Origin of the sequence: Cellulomonas wangleii, assembly GCF_018388445.1 — a bacterium.
GTDB lineage: Bacteria > Actinomycetota > Actinomycetes > Actinomycetales > Cellulomonadaceae > Cellulomonas > Cellulomonas wangleii.
In genome coordinates, this window is record NZ_CP074405.1 from 463,254 (window position 1) to 484,796 (window position 21,543).

Annotated in this window: 23 protein-coding genes; 16 read left to right on the plus strand and 7 right to left on the minus strand. The window is 73.2% G+C overall.

Annotation, left to right across the window (positions count from 1 at the left end; translation table 11 throughout):
* Window positions 1-8 precede the first annotated feature (8 nt).
* A complete protein-coding gene (gene nrdF / locus KG103_RS02320) occupies window positions 9-989 on the plus strand; it encodes a class 1b ribonucleoside-diphosphate reductase subunit beta (protein WP_207341903.1) in 981 nt (326 codons plus the stop codon).
* A 118-nt stretch (window positions 990-1,107) separates the two neighbouring features.
* Here nrdF and KG103_RS02325 read toward each other — a convergent pair whose 3' ends face one another.
* Window positions 1,108-1,692 (minus strand): hypothetical protein, encoded by a 585-nt coding sequence (locus tag KG103_RS02325; protein ID WP_207341904.1) that lies wholly within the window; start codon window positions 1,690-1,692, stop codon window positions 1,108-1,110.
* A 568-nt stretch (window positions 1,693-2,260) separates the two neighbouring features.
* On the opposite strand from KG103_RS02325, the gene KG103_RS02330 reads away from it, so the two are divergent.
* The 5 genes from KG103_RS02330 to KG103_RS02350 all read left to right on the plus strand — a co-directional run bounded on the left by KG103_RS02330 (window position 2,261) and on the right by KG103_RS02350 (window position 5,113).
* Window positions 2,261-2,446 carry a hypothetical protein gene (locus KG103_RS02330; RefSeq protein WP_207341905.1) on the plus strand — a complete coding sequence of 62 codons (186 nt, stop codon included), beginning with the start codon at window positions 2,261-2,263 and terminating at the stop codon, window positions 2,444-2,446.
* On the plus strand, window positions 2,443-2,628 hold the full coding sequence (locus KG103_RS02335) for a hypothetical protein (RefSeq protein WP_207341906.1): 186 nt from the start codon (window positions 2,443-2,445) through the stop codon (window positions 2,626-2,628). Before KG103_RS02330 ends, KG103_RS02335 begins: the two co-directional genes overlap by 4 nt.
* 42 nt (window positions 2,629-2,670) lie before the next feature.
* Complete coding sequence (locus tag KG103_RS02340) at window positions 2,671-2,817, plus strand: hypothetical protein (RefSeq protein ID WP_207341907.1); 147 nt, start codon at window positions 2,671-2,673, stop codon at window positions 2,815-2,817.
* Window positions 2,818-2,936: 119 nt separating this feature from the next.
* Window positions 2,937-3,833, plus strand: a complete 897-nt coding sequence (locus tag KG103_RS02345) for a sulfurtransferase (RefSeq protein WP_207341908.1) — start codon at window positions 2,937-2,939, stop codon at window positions 3,831-3,833.
* 164 nt (window positions 3,834-3,997) lie between these two features.
* Window positions 3,998-5,113: an FUSC family protein gene (locus KG103_RS02350; protein ID WP_207341909.1), complete on the plus strand. Its 1,116-nt coding sequence runs from the start codon at window positions 3,998-4,000 to the stop codon at window positions 5,111-5,113.
* A 32-nt stretch (window positions 5,114-5,145) separates the two neighbouring features.
* Here the strand turns inward: KG103_RS02350 and KG103_RS02355 are convergent, their stop codons facing one another.
* From KG103_RS02355 to KG103_RS02365, 3 genes are all read right to left on the minus strand, one after another.
* Window positions 5,146-5,523, minus strand: a complete 378-nt coding sequence (locus tag KG103_RS02355; RefSeq protein ID WP_249670707.1) for a cupin domain-containing protein — start codon at window positions 5,521-5,523, stop codon at window positions 5,146-5,148.
* A gap of 124 nt (window positions 5,524-5,647) precedes the next feature.
* On the minus strand, window positions 5,648-7,447 hold the full coding sequence (locus KG103_RS02360) for a family 43 glycosylhydrolase (protein ID WP_207341910.1): 1,800 nt from the start codon (window positions 7,445-7,447) through the stop codon (window positions 5,648-5,650).
* Window positions 7,444-9,099, minus strand: a complete 1,656-nt coding sequence (locus KG103_RS02365) for a glycoside hydrolase family 27 protein (protein ID WP_207801486.1) — start codon at window positions 9,097-9,099, stop codon at window positions 7,444-7,446. Before KG103_RS02365 ends, KG103_RS02360 begins: the two co-directional genes overlap by 4 nt.
* Window positions 9,100-9,487: 388 nt before the next feature.
* On the opposite strand from KG103_RS02365, the gene KG103_RS02370 reads away from it, so the two are divergent.
* Together KG103_RS02370 and KG103_RS02375 are read left to right on the plus strand one after the other, a co-directional pair.
* The gene (locus KG103_RS02370) at window positions 9,488-9,985 is read left to right on the plus strand and encodes a hypothetical protein (RefSeq protein ID WP_207341912.1); all 498 of its coding nucleotides are present in this window, start codon (window positions 9,488-9,490) and stop codon (window positions 9,983-9,985) included.
* Window positions 9,986-10,102: 117 nt separating this feature from the next.
* Complete coding sequence (locus tag KG103_RS02375) at window positions 10,103-11,374, plus strand: PP2C family protein-serine/threonine phosphatase (protein WP_207341913.1); 1,272 nt, start codon at window positions 10,103-10,105, stop codon at window positions 11,372-11,374.
* A gap of 39 nt (window positions 11,375-11,413) precedes the next feature.
* Here KG103_RS02375 and KG103_RS02380 read toward each other — a convergent pair whose 3' ends face one another.
* Window positions 11,414-11,962, minus strand: coding sequence for a TetR/AcrR family transcriptional regulator (locus tag KG103_RS02380; RefSeq protein WP_207341914.1), 549 nt, complete (start codon window positions 11,960-11,962; stop codon window positions 11,414-11,416).
* A gap of 111 nt (window positions 11,963-12,073) precedes the next feature.
* Between KG103_RS02380 and KG103_RS02385 the strand changes: the two genes are divergently transcribed.
* The 6 genes from KG103_RS02385 (at window position 12,074) to KG103_RS02410 (ending at window position 16,856) form a co-directional block, all read left to right on the plus strand.
* A complete protein-coding gene (locus KG103_RS02385) occupies window positions 12,074-13,999 on the plus strand; it encodes an oxidoreductase (RefSeq protein ID WP_207341915.1) in 1,926 nt (641 codons plus the stop codon).
* Window positions 14,000-14,136: 137 nt separating this feature from the next.
* Window positions 14,137-14,295, plus strand: a complete 159-nt coding sequence (locus tag KG103_RS02390; RefSeq protein WP_207341916.1) for a hypothetical protein — start codon at window positions 14,137-14,139, stop codon at window positions 14,293-14,295.
* Entirely contained in the window at window positions 14,292-14,423 is a 132-nt protein-coding gene (locus KG103_RS02395) for a chromosome partitioning protein (RefSeq protein WP_207341917.1), read from the plus strand. Before KG103_RS02390 ends, KG103_RS02395 begins: the two co-directional genes overlap by 4 nt.
* A 170-nt stretch (window positions 14,424-14,593) precedes the next feature.
* Complete coding sequence (locus tag KG103_RS02400; RefSeq protein ID WP_243656523.1) at window positions 14,594-15,664, plus strand: iron-containing redox enzyme family protein; 1,071 nt, start codon at window positions 14,594-14,596, stop codon at window positions 15,662-15,664.
* The gene (locus KG103_RS02405) at window positions 15,661-16,647 is read left to right on the plus strand and encodes a glycosyltransferase (RefSeq protein WP_207341918.1); all 987 of its coding nucleotides are present in this window, start codon (window positions 15,661-15,663) and stop codon (window positions 16,645-16,647) included. The genes KG103_RS02400 and KG103_RS02405 overlap by 4 nt, the downstream gene beginning before the upstream one ends.
* Window positions 16,644-16,856: a CDGSH iron-sulfur domain-containing protein gene (locus tag KG103_RS02410; RefSeq protein WP_207341919.1), complete on the plus strand. Its 213-nt coding sequence runs from the start codon at window positions 16,644-16,646 to the stop codon at window positions 16,854-16,856. The genes KG103_RS02405 and KG103_RS02410 overlap by 4 nt, the downstream gene beginning before the upstream one ends.
* Before the next feature lie 11 nt (window positions 16,857-16,867).
* Here KG103_RS02410 and KG103_RS02415 read toward each other — a convergent pair whose 3' ends face one another.
* Window positions 16,868-17,887, minus strand: a complete 1,020-nt coding sequence (locus KG103_RS02415) for an aldo/keto reductase (RefSeq protein ID WP_207341920.1) — start codon at window positions 17,885-17,887, stop codon at window positions 16,868-16,870.
* Window positions 17,888-18,050: 163 nt separating this feature from the next.
* Between KG103_RS02415 and KG103_RS02420 the strand changes: the two genes are divergently transcribed.
* Window positions 18,051-18,659, plus strand: coding sequence for a TetR/AcrR family transcriptional regulator (locus KG103_RS02420; protein ID WP_249670708.1), 609 nt, complete (start codon window positions 18,051-18,053; stop codon window positions 18,657-18,659).
* A gap of 56 nt (window positions 18,660-18,715) precedes the next feature.
* Here KG103_RS02420 and KG103_RS02425 read toward each other — a convergent pair whose 3' ends face one another.
* Window positions 18,716-19,285 (minus strand): NADPH-dependent FMN reductase, encoded by a 570-nt coding sequence (locus KG103_RS02425; RefSeq protein WP_207341922.1) that lies wholly within the window; start codon window positions 19,283-19,285, stop codon window positions 18,716-18,718.
* A 136-nt stretch (window positions 19,286-19,421) separates the two neighbouring features.
* On the opposite strand from KG103_RS02425, the gene KG103_RS02430 reads away from it, so the two are divergent.
* On the plus strand, window positions 19,422-21,383 hold the full coding sequence (locus KG103_RS02430) for a right-handed parallel beta-helix repeat-containing protein (protein ID WP_207341923.1): 1,962 nt from the start codon (window positions 19,422-19,424) through the stop codon (window positions 21,381-21,383).
* Window positions 21,384-21,543: the final 160 nt, after the last annotated feature.

Here is a 21,543-nt window from a genome sequence, read left to right on the forward strand (position 1 = left end):
AAGAACACATGATGAGCACGGGCAAGCTGAAGCTGGTCGACCGCGTGTCGGCGATCAACTGGAACCGGCTGCAGGACGAGAAGGACGCGGAGGTCTGGGACCGCCTCGTCGGCAACTTCTGGCTGCCGGAGAAGGTGCCGGTCTCCAACGACATCCAGTCCTGGGCGACCCTCACCGAGGCCGAGAAGACGATGACGACCCGCGTCTTCACCGGTCTGACGCTGCTGGACACCATCCAGGGCACGGTCGGCGCGGTCAGCCTCATCCCCGACGCGCTGACCCCGCACGAGGAGGCCGTCTACACGAACATCGCGTTCATGGAGTCGGTGCACGCCAAGTCGTACTCCTCGATCTTCTCCACGCTGATCTCCACGAAGGAGATCGACGAGGCGTTCCGCTGGTCGGAGGAGAACCCGAACCTGCAGCGCAAGGCCGAGATCGTCCTCAACTACTACCGGGGTGACGAGCCGCTCAAGCGCAAGGTCGCCTCGACCATGCTCGAGTCGTTCCTCTTCTACTCGGGCTTCTACGCGCCCATGTACTGGGCGTCGCGCGCCAAGCTCACCAACACGGCCGACCTGATCCGCCTCATCATCCGCGACGAGGCCGTGCACGGGTACTACATCGGCTACAAGTACCAGAAGGGCCTCGAGCTGGTGTCGCCGGCCGAGCGTGCGGAGCTCAAGGACTACACGTTCAACCTGCTCTTCGAGCTGTACGACAACGAGGTGGAGTACACCCAGGACCTCTACGACGAGCTCGGCCTGACCGAGGACGTCAAGAAGTTCCTGCGCTACAACGCCAACAAGGCCCTGATGAACCTGGGCTACGAGGCGCTGTTCCCGCGCGACGAGACGGACGTCAACCCGGCGATCCTGTCGGCGCTGAGCCCCAACGCCGACGAGAACCACGACTTCTTCTCCGGGTCGGGCTCCTCGTACGTCATCGGTAAGGCCGTCAACACCGAGGACGACGACTGGGACTTCTGAGTCCCGCTGAACGGCGCCGCGGCCCCCGTGACCTGCTGGTCACGGGGGCCGCGGCGCGTCGGGGGACGAGGGCGATCAGCCGCCGGTGGGGCAGCGGGGGACCTCGTCCCGTCGTCTGTCAGGACTCGGGGCTCGGCAGCTGCGGGTACGCGGTGCACGAGGCGGGCGACGCAGCCATGACCCACCCGTCGATGAGGTACTGGCCACCGGCCGGCACGAGCGACGGGAAGTCCCCGCCGCCCCCGACGATCGTCCCCTCCGCGCTGCGGCAGATGATCCCCACCCGCAGGTCGGACCAGTCCTCGGCAGTGCCGTTGACGAGGGTGAACGTCCAGTCCCCCTCAGCGGTCTGCTGACCGTCGACGGGTGCGACGGGCTCGGCGGGTTCGGCGGAGGAACCGTAGTCGCTGACCTCGAGGGTGGCCTCGACGCGGGCGACGGTCTTGCCGGTCGTGTCTGTCTGGGTCCCGATGGCGGTGACGCCCTCGGCACTCGTGAAGATCTCGACCTGCTCCTCCGTCGCGATCAGGGTGTCCGTCTCGTCGAAGAGGTTGAACACGACGGTCGCGAACTCCCCGACGTGCCCGGTGTTGGAGACGAGCGAGGTCACCCACGTGTAGTCGCCGTCCTGCCCGAACCCGGCCTCGAGGATCTCGGCGTGGTCGGCCTTCTCCTCCTGCGCGGCCGGACTGCGATCCGTCACTTGCTCGGACGTGGGAGGTGCGGTCGCGACCGCCTCATCGGTAACGGTGTCGCCGCCTCCGCAGCCTGCGAGCAGGAGTGCGCAGCTGAGGGCGACGAGGGTGTGAGTAGTGCGCATGCGCGGGAATATAGCGTCGCTATTTGCACGGACAAAATCAGCGGTCTCGTCCCGCGGGCTCAATCAGGTTATGCTTGCAGATCGTGCGATAAATCGCACGCTCCTGGCGGCTGGCACATTCAGGTGGTGCGTGGACATGGCGCGATAATTCACCGACGCCTCACCCGTCCCGGCGAAACCCAGAAAGGTCGCTGTTGGTGAGTCTTCACCCATTCTGCCGGAACGGAGCGATCAGGAGATGCGTGCCCGGGTGGTGCGAAAGGCCCCCGGCACCCGTGGCGGAGGCTCGGGGGGCGTCAGCGGTACGTCGGTGACTCCGCGGCGGCAGGCTGTCGAAGTGCAGCGCGATCACCTGATGGAGTTGCTCGTCCCGTCGCGCCGACCCGGGCCGGGCGTACGCCGGTGGCACAGTGATACCAGGGAGGTCGGCATCTCGACGATGTCGTTGCGCATGAGCGACGAGGACAGCGCGCTGCTGCGGCGTCTCGCGGAGCGCGAGAACCGGTCCATGAACGACACGGCGATCCTCGCGATCCGCCGGCTGGCCGAGCAGACCGTCGTCGAGGACGCCTACGCCGACGCGGTCTCCAAGGTCGCCGAGCGCGACGCCACCCTGCTCGACCTGCTGTCCCGGTGAGTGTCTGGTACCCGACCCTCGACACGGCGAAGCTGATCTGCGACCGGTCCGGCCTCCACATCGGTGACGCCGGCTCGCTCGCGTCGGCTCTCGCGCGCCCCTCGCAGGTCGTCCGGGGCGTCGAGGCGTACGTCGGGATCCACGCGAAGGCAGCGGCCCTGCTCGACGCGATCAACCGGTAGCATCCGCTCCACGACGGCAACAAGCGGCTCTCGTGGCTCCTGGTGGCGTCGTTCTACGAGGTCAACGGGTACTCCCTCGTCGTCGACCCGCACGACGGCGACGGGTTCATCCGCGCCGTTGGAGGTGACGACCACCTGACGCTCGACGCCGTCGCCGACTGGTTGTCGGCGCATGCCGTCGCCCACTGACGGCCCGGCGCGCGGGACGCTCGCACGGTGGTGTGGGCAGCCCGGGGCATCGTTGATCGGCTCGGAGTGCCACGGGCCGCGTAGCGTCGGTGGACACCGGCCCCAGCGAGGAGAGCCTCATGACCTCTGCCCTTCCCGCCCTCGTCAGCCCCGAGGAGCTGCACGCCACCACGGCGGCGGGCACCGTGCCCCTCGTCGTGCTCGACGCCTCGACGGCGCTGGCCACGCACGGTGAGGGCGAGCCGTACACGGCGCAGCCGCTGCGCGCCGCGTACCTCGATGCGCACGTGCCCGGCGCCGCGTTCGTCGACGTGACGAACGAGCTCTCGGACACCGGCGCTCCGCAGCTCTTCACCCTCCCCGCCCCGGACGCGCTGGCCGCCGCCCTCGGTGCGCTCGGCATCGGTGACGACACCCACGTCGTCGTGTACGACAACGTCGGCTCCGCGTGGGCGACGCGCGTGTGGTGGCTGCTGCGCTGGCTGGGCCACGACCACGTGTCGGTGCTCGACGGTGGGCTCGGCGCCTGGCGGGCGGCCGGGCTGCCCCTCGCGAGCGGGGCCGAGGACGACGCGGCCGCCCGTGCCACCCCGGGCCGGCTGACCCCGCGCGTCCGGCCCGAGCTGCTGGCGACCTTGCCGCAGGTCGAGCAGATCTCCACCGGGTCGGCAGCCGGGTTGCTGGTCAACGCGCTCGACCCCGCGACGTTCCGCGGCGAGCAGGAGGTCAGCCCGTACCCGCGCCGCGGCCGCATCCCCGGCAGCATCAACCTGCCGCTGTTCACGTTCCTGGACCCGGCGACCGGCCGCTTCCTGCCGCCCGCCGAGTTGCGCGGCCTCCTGCAGGACGGCGGCCTGCTCGACGCCCAGGGCGCCGTCACGTACTGCGGCGGCGGGATCGCGGCGACCGTCCCCGCGTTCGCGGCCTACGTCGCGGCCGGCGTCGACGTCGCGGTCTACGACGGCTCGCTCTCCGAGTGGACGGCGGAGCAGGGGCGCCCGGTCGACGTCGGCTGACGCGGCACCGCCGGCGGTAGGTCGTGAAGGGTTGTTGCCGAATTCGGCAACAACCCTTCACGCCGTCGTGCCACCCCCGGCCGGTCGTCATCCGGCCGTACCGGGACGCACACCCTGCTCCCGGCCACCTTGCCGGTGCCCGCACCCCGGGTTCGACTGGACGGATGCGCACAGACCGTGGGACCGCACGTCGGCTCCTGCGCCACCCGCGCGTGGAGCTGGCGCTGAAGGCGGCGGTGGCGGCGACCGTCGCGTGGGTGCTGGCGCGGCAGGTCCCGGGCGCGCAGGACTACGCGTTCTACGCGCCCTTCGGAGCGGTCGCGACGACGTACTCGGCGGTCGTCCGGTCCGTGGCGGAGACCGTGCGGACGGTCGCCGCCATCCTGCTGGGCGGGGCCGTCGGGGTGCTGGCCGACGTGGTGCTCGGCCCCGGTGTCGCCGCGATCGCGCTGGTCGTGGGGCTCGGGATGCTGCTCGCCGGCGTGCCGTGGTTCGGTGACGCGCGCTCGTACGTGCCGGTCGCCGGGATGTTCGTGCTGCTCGTCGGGCAGGGGGAGGAGATCGGCTACACCGCGGCGTACGCCGGGCTGTTCCTGCTGGGGGCCGCGTGCACGGTGGTCGTCAGCACCGTGCGCCCGGCGCTGCCGCTGGAGCGGACCGACCGCGCGCTGGACGCCCTGCGCGAGGCGTGCGTCGAGCACCTGCGCTCGCTCGCCGCGGCCATCGACCCGCGTGCCGACGACGACGTCGAGCTCCCGGACCGCGACGAGCTGAGCGGGCCGCTCAACCGCGCGCGGACGGAGGTCGACGAGCTGCGGCAGGCGGCACGCGGGAACCGCAGGGCGCGGCGCCGGTCCGACGACGTCGCGCGGCGGACCGAGTACTTCCGTGCCCTGCAGCGTGCCGCGCTGCTCGTCGACGACCTCCAGGCGACGGTCGAGGACCAGCCCTGGGGCCTGAGCGTGGCGCACCTCCCCGAGGAGCTGCGCACACCCACCGCAGACGCCTTGCGCGAGCTGGCCGCCACGACGGCGGAGGCCGCGACCCACGACGTGGAGCCCGGGCGCCGCCGGTCGGCCGACCGCGCGACCGCCACGCTCGTCTCCGCGCTGCACCGCTACGGCGAGCGCGGCGGGTCGGACGCCGTCACGCTCGTCGTCTCGGCCGTCGTGACGACCCTGCGGCGGTCGCTGTCGGCGCTCACACCGTGGGACCGCATCCAGCTGTCGACGAGCCCCGCCGAGGCGCTGGAGCTCGAGGACGACCGCACGGACCGCTGAGAGGTCGGAGGGCACCGGACACAGCGGTCCCGTCAGCGCGGCGGATCCTCGGCAGCGTTCTCCTGGATCATCACCGGCGACGCGTGGATGCAGATCATCCGCAGGTCGCCGTCGCCGGTGTTGGTGAAGCGGTGCCACGTGTCGGGCGGCACGACGGCGGTGTCGCCGGTGCGCGCGACGACGTCGTGCTCCCCGATCCGGATCGTCGCCTCACCGTCGAGGACGGACCACGTCTCGGAGTACGGGTGGCGGTGCAGGACCGGCCCCTGCCCGGGGGCGTTCGTGACGAGGAAGAAGCTGACGCCGGAGCCGTGCTGCGCACCCTCGAACCGCAGGGTCCGGCTGCCCGCCATGCGCAGCCGGTCGGCGGGGACCACACCGGGGATCGCGGGCTCGTCCTGTCCGACCACGGTGACCGCCTCCCTGCGTCGTGCCGCTCGGTGCCACCGTACGACCGCGCGCCGACATCGCTCCAGCGCGACGTCGGCGGTCCCGGGACCGTCCGGGAGCCGCCGACGTCGCGCTGCCGTGGCGTCAGGCCGCGCGGCTCCACTGGAACGTGCCCGCCGACGTGCACGTGCGCTGCTCGAGCGCGGCGCCGTCGGCCGTCGAGCCGTCGACCACGCCCACGCACTTCCCGCTGCGGGTCACCAGCTGCTCGTAGCCGTCGCCCGAGCGCCACGAGAACTGCTGGTTGGTGCCGCCGTGGCAGGTGTACTGGATGAGCCGGGCGCCGTCGGCACCTGACGCACCGCTGACGTCGAGGCACTTGCCGCTGTGGACGCTGCGCACGGTGACGTAGCCGCCGCCCGCGTCGACCATCTGCCAGCGCTGCCAGGGCTGGCCGTTGCTCGTCCACTGCCCGACCACCGCGAGGTCGTCGCGGTTGGGGGCCTGGACGTCCATGACCTTGCCGCTGGCGCGGTTGGTGATCCGGACGTCCGTGGGCGTGGGTGGGGGCGTGGTGTCTCCGCCGCGCGTGAACTGCCAGCTGGTGACGTTGAACAGGCTGCCGCTGCCGCCGGTGAACCGCAGGACCAGGTCCCGGGTGCCGGTCGCGCCGCTGACGGGGCAGCTGACGGTCGCCCACGTCTGCCAGCCGCCGGTGACGGGCACCGTGCACGTGCCGACCACCGGGCCGGACGCGCTGTCGAGGCGCACCTCGATCCGCCCGCCGCTGCCCGCCGACGCGACCCGCGCGGTGAACGTGGCCGCGCCCGTGCCGAACGCGACGCCCTTCACCCGCAGCCAGTCGCCGTTCTCGATCCACCCGACGTTCATGGCGCCCTCGGTGGCCGGTTCCGTCTCCAGGCCGCTGGCCCACGCCATCGTCTCGGCCTGCTGGATGACGTACGGGTCGAGCGGCTCGATCTGCGGTGGCCCCGCGGTCGTCATGCTGAGCTGGGGGATGGACCCGTCGGCGCCGTAGGAGAACTGCTCGACGGCGACCGAGCGGGTGAACCCGCCCCCGCCGGGCAGTGCACCGTTGTGGTAGAAGAAGTACGACCTGCCCCGGTAGTCGACGACGCCCGGGTGGTTGGTGAAGCTGCCGCCCTGCCGGGCCATCACCGTCCCCCGGTAGGTCCACGGGCCGGTCGGCGTGGGGGACGTGGAGTAGCCGATGAACTCGCTGCAGCACTCGGCGGCGAACACGTTGTAGTAGGTGCCGTTGCGCTTGTAGACCCACGGGCCCTCCTCGTAGAGGGTGGGCCGCTGCGCGACGTTGCCGGGGCGGGTGCCGAAGCCCACGGTGGTGAGCGGGATCCGGGCGGGGCTGCCGGCGAGCGACACCATGTCGCGGTTGAGCCGCACGACCCAGAGGTTCGGGTTGCCGTAGTAGAGGTACGCCTGCCCGTCGTCGTCGATCATCACGCTCGGGTCGATCTCGGCGTTGTCGACCAGGGGTCGGCCGATCGCGTCGCGGAACGGCCCGGTGGGGCTGTCGGACACCCCGACGCCGATGGCGTTGCCGCCGCCGCGCTTGACGACCGGGACGTAGAAGTAGAACCGCCCGTCCCGTTCGACGACCTGACCGGCCCAGGCGTCGGACTGCGCCCACGAGAACGTCGCCAGGCTCATGGGGGAGCCGTGGTCGGTCCAGTTCGCCATGTCGGTCGTCGAGTACACCCGCCAGTCCTTCATGGTGAACCAGGTCGAGCCGTCCTCGTCGTGGGTCGTGTAGACGTACAGCCGGCCGTCGTGCACGAGCGGGGCCGGGTCGGCCGTGTAGATCGTCTGGACGATCGGGTTGTCCGCCTGCGCCGGGACGGCGAGGGCGACGGGTGCGAGCAGGGCCGCCGCCGCCAGCGCGGCGACCCGCCACCGCCGGCTCATCGTCGGCTCCAGACCTGGTTGGCGGACCCGGAGCAGTGCCAGAGCAGGACCCCGGTGCCGTTGGCGGTGAGGTTGCGGTCGACGTCCAGGCACAGGCCCGTCGCGACGTTGCGGACGGTGCCGTTGGACTCGAGCGTCCACTGCTGGTTGGTGCCCCCGTGGCAGTCGTAGAGCTGCACGGCCGTGCCGGCGGCCGCCCCGGTTGGGGCGTCCAGGCAGCGGCCCAGCACGCGCAGCTGGGCCCCGCTGACCTCCCAGCGCTGGTTGGCCCCGCCGTGGCAGTCCCAGATCACCGGCTTGGTGCCGTTCGTCGTCGCACCGTTCGGCGCGTCGAGGCAGCGGCCGGACGCGGCGCTGACCAGCATGGACGTCGAGCTCGTCGGCGGCGGGTCGGTCGGCGGCGGGGTCGTCGTGCCCGGCGTGACGCGGTAGAGCGCGACGCCGTGCGCGGGGACGGTCGCGGTGATCCGGTCGGACGTCTGGCCCGACGCACCGGTCCACAGCTCGCGGTACGACGCGGTCCCCGCCGGCAGGCCGGCCTCGACGAGCGTCGCGGAGATGCTGCGGGCGCTGTTGCCGCGGTTGAGCAGCGCGACCGCCGCCGACCCGTCGGCCAGGGGCTTGGCCCAGACCTCGGCGTCGCCGTCGTCCCGCACCCGGTCGGCCTGGCGCACCAGCGGGTCCTGGTCGATGGCCAGCACGTCACGGTTGGTGAGGACCGCCCGCACGTCGGCGCTCATGTTGCGGATGTCGTTGCCCGCGATGAGCGGTGCCGACAGCATCGCCCACATGCTCATGTGGGCGCGGTTCTCGGTGGGCGTCAGGGTGTTGCGGACGCCGACCATGAGCATGTCCGGGTCGTTGTACTGCCCCGGCCGCGTCCACTCCCGCATCGGCTCGATGACGTCCAGCGCCTCGGTGATGCCGACGAAGCACCACTGGTCCGACGGCGGGCAGCCGGTCGACCAGGCGTCCTTGAGGTCCTCCGACGTGCGCCACATGTCCGCGAACGCACCCCAACCGGAGTACGTCGGCGCCGTGTTGTCGTGCGCGCTGTTGGGGTTGATCGAGTAGACGATGGGGCGACCGGTGGCCTTGAGCGCGTCGCCGAACTTCTTGAACAGGGCCGCCTGCTCCTGCACGTTCCCGCGCGGGTCGCACCAGTCGTGCTTGACGTAGTCGACGCCCCACGACGCGAACAGCTGCGCGTCGCGCGTCTCGTTGCCGTTGGACGACGTGCCGGGGCGGTTGTTGAAGTACTGGTCGCACGTCTTCTCGCGCGGGGCGTGGTACAGCCCGAACTTCAGGCCCTTGGAGTGGATGTAGTCCCCGAGCGCCTTCATGCCGGACGGGAACCGCGACGTGTCGGGGCGCAGGTTGCCGTCGGGACCGCGGGTGTCCTGCATCCAGCAGTCGTCGACGACGACGTACTGGTAGCCCGCGGCCGCCATGCCGGAGCTGACCATCGCGTCCGCCGCCTGGCGGATCATCTGCTCGTTGATGTTGCAGTAGAAGGTGTTCCAGCTGTTCCAGCCGAGCGGCGGCAGGGGAGCCGGCTCCTGGACGGTGGGCGTCGCGGCGGCGGCGGGCGCGGCGGGCGCGACGACGGCGGCGGCGGGCGCGGCGAGCAGGGCCAGGACGAGGGCGAGCATGCGGAGCCTGGAGCGAGGACGGGTGCGTGACACGGAGGTCTCCTCGGTGGACGTGGCCCGCGGACGGGCCGGACCTACCCCGCGGACGTCGGTGTCCACCGGGCGTCACGGGTGGGCGCCGAGTCACCCGGGCGTCGTCCCGACGCCGACGTGTCACGCGTCCGACCCAGCCGTGAACGTTCACAACGGCCTCACGGTGGCGTAGCAGGACGACGGCATCCAGTGGTGAAACGCTTCGACGTTGCACGGGCACCTGCGCGCCGATATGGGAGCCCGTTTCTGCGGAATCGGGCCAGAATGCCCGAAAAATGCCGTTCAGGTCGCGTGGTCGACTCCGGGGTGCAACCGTTGCGGTTCACGCACAACCGTTCCCTCACTGGAGGCTTTCATGGCTGCACCCCGCACAAACGGTGGCAACGCCACCCACGAGCCTCGCCGCGCGGCGACCACCGGCCTGGTCGTCGCCGCCCTCGGGATCGTGCTGTTCAACATCTCGCCCCTGCTCAACTGGGTGAACCCGGGCGGCGACGCCGACCCGAGGACGGGCTACGAGACCGACTCCGTCGTCCCTTTCATCGCCTACCTGGGCCTCGGGCTGCTCATCGCCCTGCTCTACGCGAACAAGCTGGCCCGGCGCGGCCAGCACCGCGGCCTCACGCTGGTCACCATGGCCGTCGGCATCGCCGCGGCCATCCAGTGCCTGGCCTTCGCGATCAACCCGATGGGCGGCCTCGAGCGCGGTGACGGTCTGGCGACCGACATCGGCGTGTGGGTCGGCCTGATCGGTGCGGCGGTCTGGGCCGTCGGCGCCTTCCTGCTGGCCAAGGACGTGGAGGGTGACGACCGCGTCGACACCTACCAGCAGGACGCCGCCGCCACGCGCTGACACGTCCTGACGAGCGGTGGAAGGGGCGCGCGGCGTCCCTTCCACCGCTCGCGCTGTCGGTGCAACCCCGCGGGCACTTCTCGTGCGGTCGTCCAGCAGGCGTGGCACCCTCATCGCGTGACGCCCGCACCAGTCGACATCTCTGCCTTGCTCACCGCCGCGGAGGACGTCTCCCCGGCCGACGCGATGTCGGCCGCGGCGGACGCCCTGCGGCGGAGCCTCGGCGTCGAGTCGGCCACGTTCCTGATCGCCGACGCGGCGGGGAACACCCTCATCGACCACGGCGACCCCGCCACACGCTTCTCGCTCGACGGCACCGACCCGGGGCGGGCGTGGCGCGGGCAGTGCATCATCCACGACGCCGCGCGCCGGCGCGCGTACGCACCCGTCACCGTGCGGGGCGACGCCCTGGGCGTCCTGGCGGTGCAGCTGCCGCCGAGCGACGCGACGGCGGACGGCGGGGGAGACGGCGGGGAGGAGCGTCCTGACGCCGCCGACGGCGAGCTCGACCCGGTCCGCGCCGAGCAGCTCGCGGCCGTCGCCCACGCCCTGGCCTACGTGCTGGTCGCGAACCAGCGGCACACCGACACCTACGAGACGGCCATGCGCTCGGCCGAGTTCACCCTGCCCCGTGAGATCCAGCGTCGGCTGCTGCCGTTGGGCTTCGTGTGCGAGGGAGGGTCCTTCACGATCGCCGGCTGGCTCGAGCCCTCGGCCAGCGCGGCCGGCGACACCTTCGACTACGTGGCGTCCGGCGACCGTCTGATCGCCACCCTCACCGATGCCACCGGGCACGACCTGAACGCCGCTCTCATCGCGACGCTCACGGTGAACGCGCTGCGCAACGCCCGCCGGCAGGGCGCCGACCTGGTCGAGCAGGCGCACGCCGCCAACATGGCCCTCATCGACCAGGGCGTCCCCCACGGCGGTGCCTACGTCACCGGGATGCTCCTCGAGATCGACCTCCGGTCCGTGGACGACAAGGAGGGCAGCGGCGAGGGCGCCGTGGTCCGGATCATCAACGCCGGGCACCCCGGCGCGCTCCTGCTCCACGACGGTCACGTCACGACCGTCGCTCCCGCCAACAACCCGCTGCTCGGGATGCGGCCGCACGAGTACCAGGCTCAGGAGATCGAGATGTACCCGGGAGACCGGCTCCTGCTGATGACCGACGGCATGCTCGAGCGCAGCGCCGCCGCGTTCGACCTGCCCGCCGCACTGCGCGACACGGCGGACCAGCACCCCCGCAACGTCGCGCAGGACATCTCGCGCATGTTCCTCGAGAAGGTCGGCGCCGACGTCCAGGACGACGCCGCCCTGCTGCTGCTCGAGTGGCACGGCGGCTCCACGCACCGCCGGACCCGCCACGGGGCGGACGCCGCCCGGTAGGCCCGGCAGCGGCTGACGTGCGCACGCGGGCCGGGACGGTCAGGGCCGCAGCCCCGCGAGCGCGATCGTCAGCCCGCGGTCCAGCGCGGGGCCGCGCTCGTCGTCGTCCTGGGACGCGAGCAGACCTTCGACCATCATCAGGACGAGGTGGATGTCGGCGACCGTGACGTCGGCGGAGATCTCGCCCAGGTCGATGGCATCGGCCAGCGGCCGGGTCACCAGGGTGCCGATGCGTTCGCCCAGGGCGTCGAGGTGGCCGGCGGCGTCGGGCGCCGAGCGCAGCAGGGGGAACAGGCCCGCGAGGCGGCGCTGGCCCTCGGCGATGCGTCGCACGACGGCCTCGAACGCGCCGGGCTGCCCCGCGCGCTCGGTGGCGAGCCGCGCGGCGTCGTCGAGGTGCTGCCCGTAGAGCCCGGCCGCGAGCGCGTACCGGTCGGGGAAGTGGCGGTAGACGGTCGCGCGGCCCACCCCCGCCTCGCGGGCGACCTCGCTGAGCGGGGCGGTCAGACCCTGGGCGGCGAAGACGCGCTCGGCCGCGGCGATGACGGCGGCGCGGTTGCGCGCGGCGTCCCGTCGCGCGGAGGTCACCCACGAAGTCTAGGACGTTGATCCCCGGCGTCGCGGGCGGGCCGCCGCAATACTCGGGAACAGAAACGGACGCGGCCGTCCGTTTCGATCCCTTCCCTGATCGGAGCCCTTGTGACGCGCCACCCCCGCATGCTCGAGCCCGCCCGCTGGGGCTCCCTCGAGCTGCCCAACCGCACCTTCATGCCGCCCATGGGCACCCACACGGCGAACGCCGACGGCACGATCTCCGCCGCGGGCGTGGCGTACCTCGTCGCCCGGGCGCGCGGCGGCGTCGGCCTGCTCATCACCGAGTCGATCCAGACGCAGGACGTCTACGACCTGCCCACCGGCTCGACCATCAGCCTCACCCACGACCGGCACGTCGCCCCGCTGCGCGACGCCGTCGCCGAGGTCCACCGCGCCGGCGGCCTCATCAGCGCCAACCTCACCCCGGGCCTCGGGCGGATCATGCCGGGCGGCCCCGGCGGCCTGCCCCCGTTCTCGGCGTCCGACTGCCCCACGCTCATGGACCCGAGCGTCCGCTGCCGCGCGCTGAGCACCGAGCAGGTCGAGGACATCCTCGACCGGTTCCGCGCCGCGACCCGCCGCGCCCTGGAGTGCGGCTTCGACGCCATCGACCTGCACGGGCACACCGGGTACCTCACCGACCAGTTCCTGTCGTCCGTGTGGAACACCCGCACCGACCGGTTCGGCGGGGACGTGCGGGGCCGCGCGACCTTCGCCACGGAGATGATCCGGATCGTGCGCGAGGAGGGCGGCGCCGACTTCCCGGTGTCCATGCGCATCAGCGTCCGCCAGGGGTTCCCCGGAGGCCGCACCCCCGACGAGGCGCGCGAGCTCGCCGTGATCCTGCAGGACGCCGGGCTCGACGTGCTGCTCGTCGACGCCGGCTCCTACGAGGCCATCGACTACTCGTTCCCGTCGTACTACATGGGCGACGGCGTGTACCTGCCGGACGCCGAGGTCGTGAAGCCCGTCCTGCGCATCCCCGTCGCCGTCAACGGCAACCTCACGCCCGACCTTGCGGAGCAGACCCTCGCCGCCGGCACGGCGGACTTCGTCGGGTTCGGCCGCATGGTCATCGCCGACCCCGACCTGGTCCGCAAGGTCGCCGAGGGACGGGCCGAGCAGGTGCGCCCGTGCATCCGCTGCAACGAGCTGTGCATCGGCAACGTCGTGGCCGGCAAGGCGCTGGGGTGCTCGGTCAACCCGGAGGCCGCGCAGGAGGCGACGCGGGTGCTGCTGCCGACGCCGGTGGTCCGTGCGGTCACGGTCGTCGGGGGCGGCCCCGGCGGGCTGGAGGCCGCACGCGTCGCCGCCGAGCGCGGCCACAAGGTCGACCTCTACGAGCGCGGGCCGCGGCTCGGTGGCGTCCTCGAGCCCGCCGCCACGCCGGAGTTCAAGCGCGAGCTGCACCGCATGGTCGACTGGTGGGAGGGCGAGATGGCGCGCCTCGGTGTGACCGTCCACCTCGACCACGAGGTCACCGCCGACGCCCCCGAGCTCACCGACGCCGACGCGGTCGTGGTCGCCACGGGCTCCACGCCCTGGGCGCCGCCCGTCCCCGGCGCCGACGGCCTGTCCGCGGTGCACGTGCTCGACTTCCACCGCGGCGCGCACGTCGGACCGCGCGTCGTCGTGTGCGGCGGCGGGCTGTCCGGGGCCGACGCCGCGCTCGAGCTCGCGCTCGACGGGCACGACGTGACGATCGTCGAGGCCGCCCCGCAGATCGCCGCCGACATGGTCGTGCACAACCGCGTCGCGCTGCTGCGCCGGCTGGCCGAGGTCGGGGCGCGCGTGCTCACCGGCCACCGCGTCACCGCGATCGGCGACGGCACGGTGGTGTGCGACGGGCCGGACGGCGTCGTCGAGCTGGCGGCGGACACGGCGCTGCTGGCGTTCGGCGTCCGCCCCGACCGTGCGCTGCCCGACGCGCTCGCGGGCCGCCCGGCCACCCACGTCGTGGGGGACTGCGTGCAGCCGTCGAAGGTCGGCGACGCGATCCACGCGGGCTACGCCGCGGGCGCCGCGATCTGACGCACCCGTCCGGCCCGTCCGGCCGGTGCGTGAAGGGTTGGTGCCGGATCCCGGCACCAACCCTTCACGCATGCCCGTGCGCCGTCGGCGCGGGCGTCCGGGTGCGAGCCGCGCGTGCCGGTGCGAACGTGGAGAGCATGAGCGAAGAGACCACGGGCTACGACCCGAACCAGGACCCCGACGCCGAACCCGCCAACCTCAACCCCCGCACCGGGGCTGCCGCGCAGGGCGACCCCGACCAGGACGCCGACACCGACGCGGAGCCGGCCAACCTCAACCCGCGGGACGACACATGAGCGAGGGCCTGCCGGACAGCTTCGACGGGAAGCAGCCCGACCTGCCGTCCCTCGGCGTCGACCCCGACCCGATCCCCGACGACCACGAGGGCAACGCCCCGGACGGCGAGGGCGCGGGCCCGTCCTGACGTGCACCGCTGCGGGCCCCGGGCGCGACGCCCCGGCGCGCCGGCGGGTGCGCGGTGCACGCGACCGGGTGGGCGTGACCCGTGGCACGTGCCCCCCGGTGGCGGGGTCCGGGGGGTCGGGCCACGATGAGCGGGCGCCGAGCGGGGCGCCTACCTGCAGGAGGAGCTCGATGACCACCCAGCTGCCGTCCCCGGCGCCCGTCACGACCGGGGAGCAGTCCCCGATGCCGGTCCCCACCCCCCGCGGCCCGCTGAGCGACACGCTGCTCCGCGTCCTCACGTGGACCGCCGACCCCGGGTCCCTGCACGCGTCCGTCGCGGACGTCGTCGCGGCCCCGTCCGGCTCCTGGCTCGAGCACGACGACGTGCAGCTCGCCCTGACGTGCATGTACGAGCTGCACTACCGCGGGCTCGCCGGCGTCGACGACGACTGGGAGTGGCAGCCCGACGTGCTGGGCGCCCGTGCCGCCCTGGAGCAGCTGGTCGAGGCCGAGCTGCGCGAGCGCGTCGCCGTCCCGGACCTGCCGGAGGGCTCGTCCGCGCAGCAGGTCGCCGCCGCCCTGTTCGCCCTGACGTCCGCCGACGGCGGCCCGAGCATGTCCCGCTGGATCGCGCGCCGCGCGGACCGCTCCCAGCTCGAGGAGCTGCTGGTCCACCGGTCCGTCTACCAGCTGAAGGAGGCGGACCCGCACACGTGGTCCGTGCCGCGCCTGGGCGGTGCGCCCAAGGTCGCGCTGATGGAGATCCAGTCCGACGAGTACGGCGCGGGCGACCCCGAGCGGCAGCACGCGGCGCTGTTCGCCACCGCGATGCGCGGCCTGGGTCTCGACGACACGTACGGGCGTTACGTCGACCACGTCCCGGCGATCACCCTCGCGCACCCCAACGCGATGTCGATGTTCGGCCTGCACCGCCGTCTGCGCGGCGCGATCGTCGGGCACCTGGCCGCGTTCGAGATGACGTCGTCCGTCCCCAACCGCCTGTACGGCAACGGCATGCGCCGCCTCGGCCTGGGGCCCGACGTCACCGAGTACTTCGACGAGCACGTCGAGGCCGACGCGGTGCACGAACAGATCGCCGGCCGGGACCTCGCGGGCCGGCTCGTCGAGCAGGACCCGGCGCTCGCGGCCGACGTGATGTGGGGCGCCGCCGCGTGCCTGGCGCTCGACGGGTGGTGGGCGCAGCACGTGCTGGACCGCTGGGAGGCCGGTGAGACGTCGCTGCGGGAGCCGCTGCGATGAGCGTGCGGCACCGCGACGCGGTGTACGTGCTGCCGCTGCGCAGCGAGACGCCGCTGGACGTCGAGGCGCTGTCCTACCTGGTGGGCCTGGTGCGGGAGGTTCCCGTCGTGCTCGTCGACGGCTCGCCGCCGCACGTGCGCGAGCGCAACGCCCACGCGCTGCCGCGGGACGTCGTCCACGTCGAGGCGCCGCACCCGGTGCCGGGGCGCAACGGCAAGGCCCAGGGGGTGCGACGAGGGCTGGAGGTCTCCGACGCGCCGTACGTCGTCGTCGCCGACGACGACGTCCGCTGGGAGCCCGCCGAGATGGCCCGCGCGCTGCGGATGCTCGACGACGTGGACCTGGTCCGTCCGCAGAACGCGTTCCACCCGCTGCCGTGGCACGCGCGGTGGGACACCGGGCGTGCGCTGGTGAACCGGGCGGTCGGCGGGGACTGGCCCGGCACGCTGGTGGTGCGGCGCGACGCGCTGCCGCCGCACGGCTACGCGGACCACGTGCTGTTCGAGAACCTCGAGCTGGTGCGCACCGTCCAGGCGCGCGGCGGCCGCACCCGGGTCGCGCGGGACCTCGTGGTCCGGCGGATCCCGCCGGCGCCCGGCCGGTTCGTCGACCAGCGGCTGCGCCAGGCGTACGACAGCCACGCCCAGCCCGTGCGCCTGGTGGCCGAGCTGGCGGTGCTGCCGCTGCTGGCCGCGTCCGCGCGCCGGTACGGGCCGGTGCGGGCGGTGGCCGCCGCCGTGGTCCTCACGGCGGGTGTGGCCGAGGCCGGGCGCCGGCGTGACCGCGGGACGCGCTTCTACCCGGCGACGTCGGCCGCGTGGGCGCCGCTGTGGCTCGCCGAGCGGGCCGTCCTGTCGTGGGTCGCGCTCGGCTACCGGTTCACCGGCGGCGTCCCCTACGGGGGCACCCGGATCCGCACGGCGGCGCAGTCCACCCGCCGGCTGCGGCGCGAGGCCGTCGCCGCGGCCCGGGCGGCGGCGTGAGCGCCGACGAGTCCCGCCGGCCGGTGCGGATCACCCCCTGCCCGGACGGCCCGCTGCTGGTCCGCGGCCCGATCGAGATCGTCGACGCGGACGGCCGGACGGTCGTGCCGTCCCGTCGCACCGTCGCGCTGTGCCGCTGCGGCGGGACCGGCACCCCGCCCTGGTGCGACGGCACGCACAAGGCCAACGGGTTCCGCACGGGGGAGTGAGGGCCGACTGCCTACCGGCGTCGCAGCCGTGCGTCCAGCAGCGACGGCGGGTCGTCCATCTTCTCGCCGGGCGCCAGGTCCACACCGGGCGGGACGATCGCGTCGACGGCGTCCAGGACGTCCTCGGTCAGCACCGTCCCGGCCGCGGCGAGCTGGGAGTGCAGGTGCTCCAGCGTGCGCGGTCCGATCAGTGCGCTCGTGACGCCGGGGTGCGCGGTGACGAACCCGAGGGCGAGCTGGACCAGCGTGAGCCCCGCCTCGTCCGCGACGGCCGCCAGCCGCTCGACGGCGTCCAGACGCGCGCGGTTGACCGGCAGCTCGAGGTCGAACCGCTCGGGCATGAAGCCGGTGCGGTTCGTCGTGACCGGACGGCCCGCCCGCACGGCGCCGGACAGCCACCCGGACGCGAGCGGGCTCCACACCAGCACACCGAGCCCGTACTCCTGGGCGACGGGCAGGACGTGGGCCTCGGCGCCGCGCTGCAGCACGGAGTAGCTGGGCTGCTCGGTGACGTACCGCGAGAGCCCGTGCTCGCGGGCCGCCCACTGCGCCTGCACGACGCGGTAGGCGGGGAAGGTCGACGACCCGAAGTAGCGGATCTTGCCCGCGCGCTGCAGGTCGGTCAGGGCGGAGAGCGTCTCGTCGTCCGACGTCTCGGGGTCCCACCGGTGCACCTGGTAGAGGTCGACGTGGTCCACGCCGAGCCGTCGCAGGCTGTCGTCGAGCGCACGGGTGAGCCAGCGGCGCGAGGCCCCGCGGTGGTTGGGCTCCTCGGTCATCGGGAGCATGGCCTTGGTGGCCAGGACGACGTCGTCACGACGACCGGCGATCGCGCGTCCGACCATCTCCTCGGACTGCCCGCGGCTGTAGTGGTCGGCGGTGTCGATGACGTTGACGCCGGCATCGAGCGCCGTCCGGACGATGACGTCGACGTCGGCCTGACCGGTGCGGCCGACGGCGCCGAAGTTCATGGCGCCGAGCGCCAGGGTGCTGACCTGGACGCCGGTGCGTCCGAGAGTGCGGTAGCGCATGGGGCTCTCCTGGTGGGGTGGGCCGGGGTGCAGTGCACCGCGGGCGGGCGCTGTCCCCGCCGCGCGCTGGTGCCGTGGCGGGCGGGGTGCGAGGCTGACGAAGCGGAGCGTCGCTCCGCCAACATACGGAACGCTGCTCCGATTCCGCAAGGGAGGCGCCCGCGTGACCTCGTCCCGCCCTGTCCCGACCGAGCCGTCGAGCGCGCCCCGCCCCCGGCGCGTCGACGCCCGCCGCAACGAGCGGGCCCTGCTCGACGCCGCCGCGGCGGTCTTCGTGGCCTCCGGCGTCGACGCACCGGTGCGCGCGATCGCCGAGGCGGCGGGCGTCGGCATGGGCACGGTCTACCGGCACTTCCCGACCCGCGCCGACCTCGTCGTCGCCGTCTACCGCCACCAGGTCGAGGCGTGCGCGCAGGCCGCCCCGGCGCTGCTACGGGAGCGCCCGACGCCGTACGCGGCGCTGCTCGCCTGGGCCGACCTCTTCGTCGACTTCCTCGTCACGAAGCACGGGCTGGCCGCCGCGATGCGCGACGACCGGCCGGGGTTCGAGGCCATGCACGCGTTCTTCCTCGAGCGGCTCGTCCCCGCGTGCGACGCGCTGCTAGACGCCGCGCGGGCGGCCGGCCAGGTGCGCGGCGACGTGCCCGCGGCCGGTCTGCTGCGCGGCATCGGCAACCTGTGCGCGTCCGGCGGCGCCGACCCCGCCTACGACGCCCGCGCGATGGTGCGCCTGCTGCTGGCGGGGCTGACGGTGCCGGACCCCGCGGCGTGACGCGGTGCCGGCGTGACGCGGTGCCGACCTGACCGGGGGCGCCGGCCGCGTGCGGCTCAGTCCCGCGGGAGCACCGCCAGCACCCGCTGGACGTGGTCGCGGAACTCCTGCATGAACTCCCGCAGGAAGGTCGCGGTGTCCTCGTCCGTCACCTCGCCGGAGTCCGTGTAGACGTCGGGGTCGAACTGGATGTACGCCTCGGGCGACGTCATCTGGCGGGCGTTGCAGTAGCTGAGGACGCCCCGCAGGCTCTGCTGCGCCAGCGCGGTGCCGATCATGCCGGGGGACGCGCCGATGACGGCCGCGGGCATGTGGTCGAACGAGTTCTGGCCGTGCGGGCGCGACGCCCAGTCGATCGCGTTCTTCAACGCACCCGGGATCGACCGGTTGTACTCGGGCGTGACGAACAGGACCGCGTCCGACGCGGCGAGCGTGTCCTTCAGGGCGCGCGCCTCGGGCGGGTAGTCGTCGTCGAGGTCGGGGGTGTAGAGGCGCAGGGTGCCGATCGGGATCTCGGTGAGCTCCAGGTCGTCGGGGGCCAGCCGGACCAGCGCCCTGCTGAGCGTCCGGTTGACCGACGTCGACGACAGGCTGCCGACGAAGTACGCGACCTTGTACGTGCTCATGCTCGACCTCGCCGTCGAAGGGTCCCGGGTGGGCCCGTCCACCCTCTCAGCGGTGCTCCGGTGCCCGCCACCGCAGGGGGCGCGCGGCTCGCGTCAGCGCGCTGTCGCGTCGTCGGGCCGCGGGTAGTGTCGGTTCATGGCAATGGTTATCCACGTCTCTGTCCAGGGCTCCGACGACGCCGTCGGCACGCAGGACGCCCCGCTGCGCACCATCGACCGCGCAGCCCAGCTCGCCCGCCCCGGTGACACGGTCACCGTGCACGCGGGGGTCTACCGCGAGTGGGTGCGCCCCCGCCGCGGCGGCCGCGGTGAGAACCGCCGCATCACCTACCAGGCCGCACCCGGTGAGCACGTGCGCATCACCGGCTCCGAGCAGGTCACCGGCTGGGAGCCGGTCGGCGGCGGGGTGTGGCGCGTCGAGGTGCCGAACACGCTGTTCGGCGAGGTCAACCCGTTCGCCGTCGAGGTCGACGGCGACTGGATGGTCCGCCCGGGCCGCGACGAGCCGAAGAAGCACCTCGGCGCCGTGTACCTCGACGGCCGTCGGCTGCTGGAGGTCGCAAGCGTCGACGCCGTGACGTCCGCGCCGCGGCGCACCGAGCAGGTCGACGACTGGACCGGCACGACCGTCCCCGTCCCCGACGCGGACTGGACGCAGCGCGTCTGGCACGCCGAGGTGGGCGCCGACGTCACGACGATCCACGCGAGCTTCGGCGACGCCGACCCGAACGCGGCGCTGGTCGAGATCAACGTGCGCCGCGCCGTGTTCTTCCCCGAGGACCACCACGTCGACTTCATCACCGTCCGCGGTTTCGAGCTGTGCCAGGCCGCGACGCAGTGGGCGCCGCCCACGGCGAACCAGCCCGGCCTGATCGGGCCCAACTGGGCACGTGCCTGGGTCATCGAGGACAACGACATCCACGACGCGACGTGCTCGGCGGTCTCGCTGGGCAAGGAGGCGTCGACGGGCGACAACTTCGCCACCGACCGTGGCGACAAGCCGGGCTACCAGTACCAGCTCGAGTCCGTGTTCTCCGCCCGGCAGATCGGCTGGGACAAGGAGCACATCGGCTCGCACGTGGTGCGCCGCAACCACATCCACCACTGCGGTCAGAACGCGGTCGTCGGGCACCTGGGGTGCGTGTTCTCGCGCATCGAGGACAACCACGTCCACGACATCGCCAACGACCGCGAGTTCTACGGGCACGAGATCGCGGGCATCAAGCTGCACGCGCCGATCGACGTCGTCATCGCGGGCAACCGCATCCACGACTGCTCGCTCGGCATCTGGCTGGACTGGCAGACGCAGGGCACGCGCATCACGAGCAACGTGCTGTGGGACAACGCCCGCGACCTGTTCATCGAGGTCAGCCACGGCCCGTACGTCGTCGACCACAACGTGCTGACGTCCCCGGTCTCGGTGGAGAACCACAGCCAGGGCGGCCTGTACGCGCGCAACCTGCTGTGCGGCACGGTCGGGCTCAAGCAGATGCTCGACCGCGCGACGCCGTACCACCGCCCGCACTCCACGCAGGTGGCCGGCTACGGGATCATCCTCACCGGCGACGACCGCTGGATCGGCAACGTGTTCGTCGGCGGCGACCTCGACGTGGCGTACGCGGCGGACTCGTGGGGCCGCATCGGCTCGCAGACCGGCACCAGCGCGTACGACGGCTACCCGACGTCGCTGGAGCAGTACCTCACCGAGATGGGCGACCGCTGGGACGGTGACCACAACCGCTTCGGCAGCCGCGTGCAGCCCTACTGGTCGCGCAGCAACGTGTTCGTCGGGGGCGCCCGCCCGGCGGACGGCGAGTCCGACCCGCTCGTGCTCGACGGCCCCGCGCGCGTCGAGGTCGTGACGCAGGGCGACGAGGTGTGGCTCGAGGTCGACGTACCGGGCGCCGGCGCCGCCGTGCTCGACGTCGTCACCGGTGCCGAGCTGCCGCCCGCACGCCTGGTGGGCGCCGACTTCGAGGACCCGGACGGAGGCGCGCTGGTGCTCGACGCCGACCTGGTCGGCGACCGGCTGGACGGTGCGCTGCCGGCCGGTCCGCTGGCCGGCGGGCTGTCCGGCGCGCGCGTGCGCCTGCTCTGACCTGACCGCCCGGCACGGCTCGCCGCACCACACCACGACGCCCCGCCGCCCGTCACCGGGTGGCGGGGCGTCCGCGTGCCGTGGCACGGGCTACCGTGACGGGCGAGGTGCCCGCGCCGTCCGCCTGCCGGCCCGGCCCCCCGGGGTGCACCCCCACCGC

Excerpts from the sequence above, each read along its gene's own strand:
- nrdF (WP_207341903.1), top strand. The coding sequence starts at position 9 with ATGATGAGCACGGGCAAGCTGAAGCTGGTCGACCGCGTGTCGGCGATC.
- KG103_RS02330 (WP_207341905.1), top strand. The coding sequence starts at position 2,261 with ATGAGCGACGAGGACAGCGCGCTGCTGCGGCGTCTCGCGGAGCGCGAG.
- KG103_RS02345 (WP_207341908.1), top strand. The coding sequence starts at position 2,937 with ATGACCTCTGCCCTTCCCGCCCTCGTCAGCCCCGAGGAGCTGCACGCC.
- KG103_RS02350 (WP_207341909.1), top strand. The coding sequence starts at position 3,998 with ATGCGCACAGACCGTGGGACCGCACGTCGGCTCCTGCGCCACCCGCGC.
- KG103_RS02360 (WP_207341910.1), bottom strand. The coding sequence starts at position 7,447 with ATGAGCCGGCGGTGGCGGGTCGCCGCGCTGGCGGCGGCGGCCCTGCTC.
- KG103_RS02365 (WP_207801486.1), bottom strand. The coding sequence starts at position 9,099 with ATGCTCGCCCTCGTCCTGGCCCTGCTCGCCGCGCCCGCCGCCGCCGTC.
- KG103_RS02370 (WP_207341912.1), top strand. The coding sequence starts at position 9,488 with ATGGCTGCACCCCGCACAAACGGTGGCAACGCCACCCACGAGCCTCGC.
- KG103_RS02390 (WP_207341916.1), top strand. The coding sequence starts at position 14,137 with ATGAGCGAAGAGACCACGGGCTACGACCCGAACCAGGACCCCGACGCC.
- KG103_RS02395 (WP_207341917.1), top strand. The coding sequence starts at position 14,292 with ATGAGCGAGGGCCTGCCGGACAGCTTCGACGGGAAGCAGCCCGACCTG.
- KG103_RS02400 (WP_243656523.1), top strand. The coding sequence starts at position 14,594 with ATGACCACCCAGCTGCCGTCCCCGGCGCCCGTCACGACCGGGGAGCAG.
- KG103_RS02405 (WP_207341918.1), top strand. The coding sequence starts at position 15,661 with ATGAGCGTGCGGCACCGCGACGCGGTGTACGTGCTGCCGCTGCGCAGC.
- KG103_RS02415 (WP_207341920.1), bottom strand. The coding sequence starts at position 17,887 with ATGCGCTACCGCACTCTCGGACGCACCGGCGTCCAGGTCAGCACCCTG.
- KG103_RS02425 (WP_207341922.1), bottom strand. The coding sequence starts at position 19,285 with ATGAGCACGTACAAGGTCGCGTACTTCGTCGGCAGCCTGTCGTCGACG.
- KG103_RS02430 (WP_207341923.1), top strand. The coding sequence starts at position 19,422 with ATGGCAATGGTTATCCACGTCTCTGTCCAGGGCTCCGACGACGCCGTC.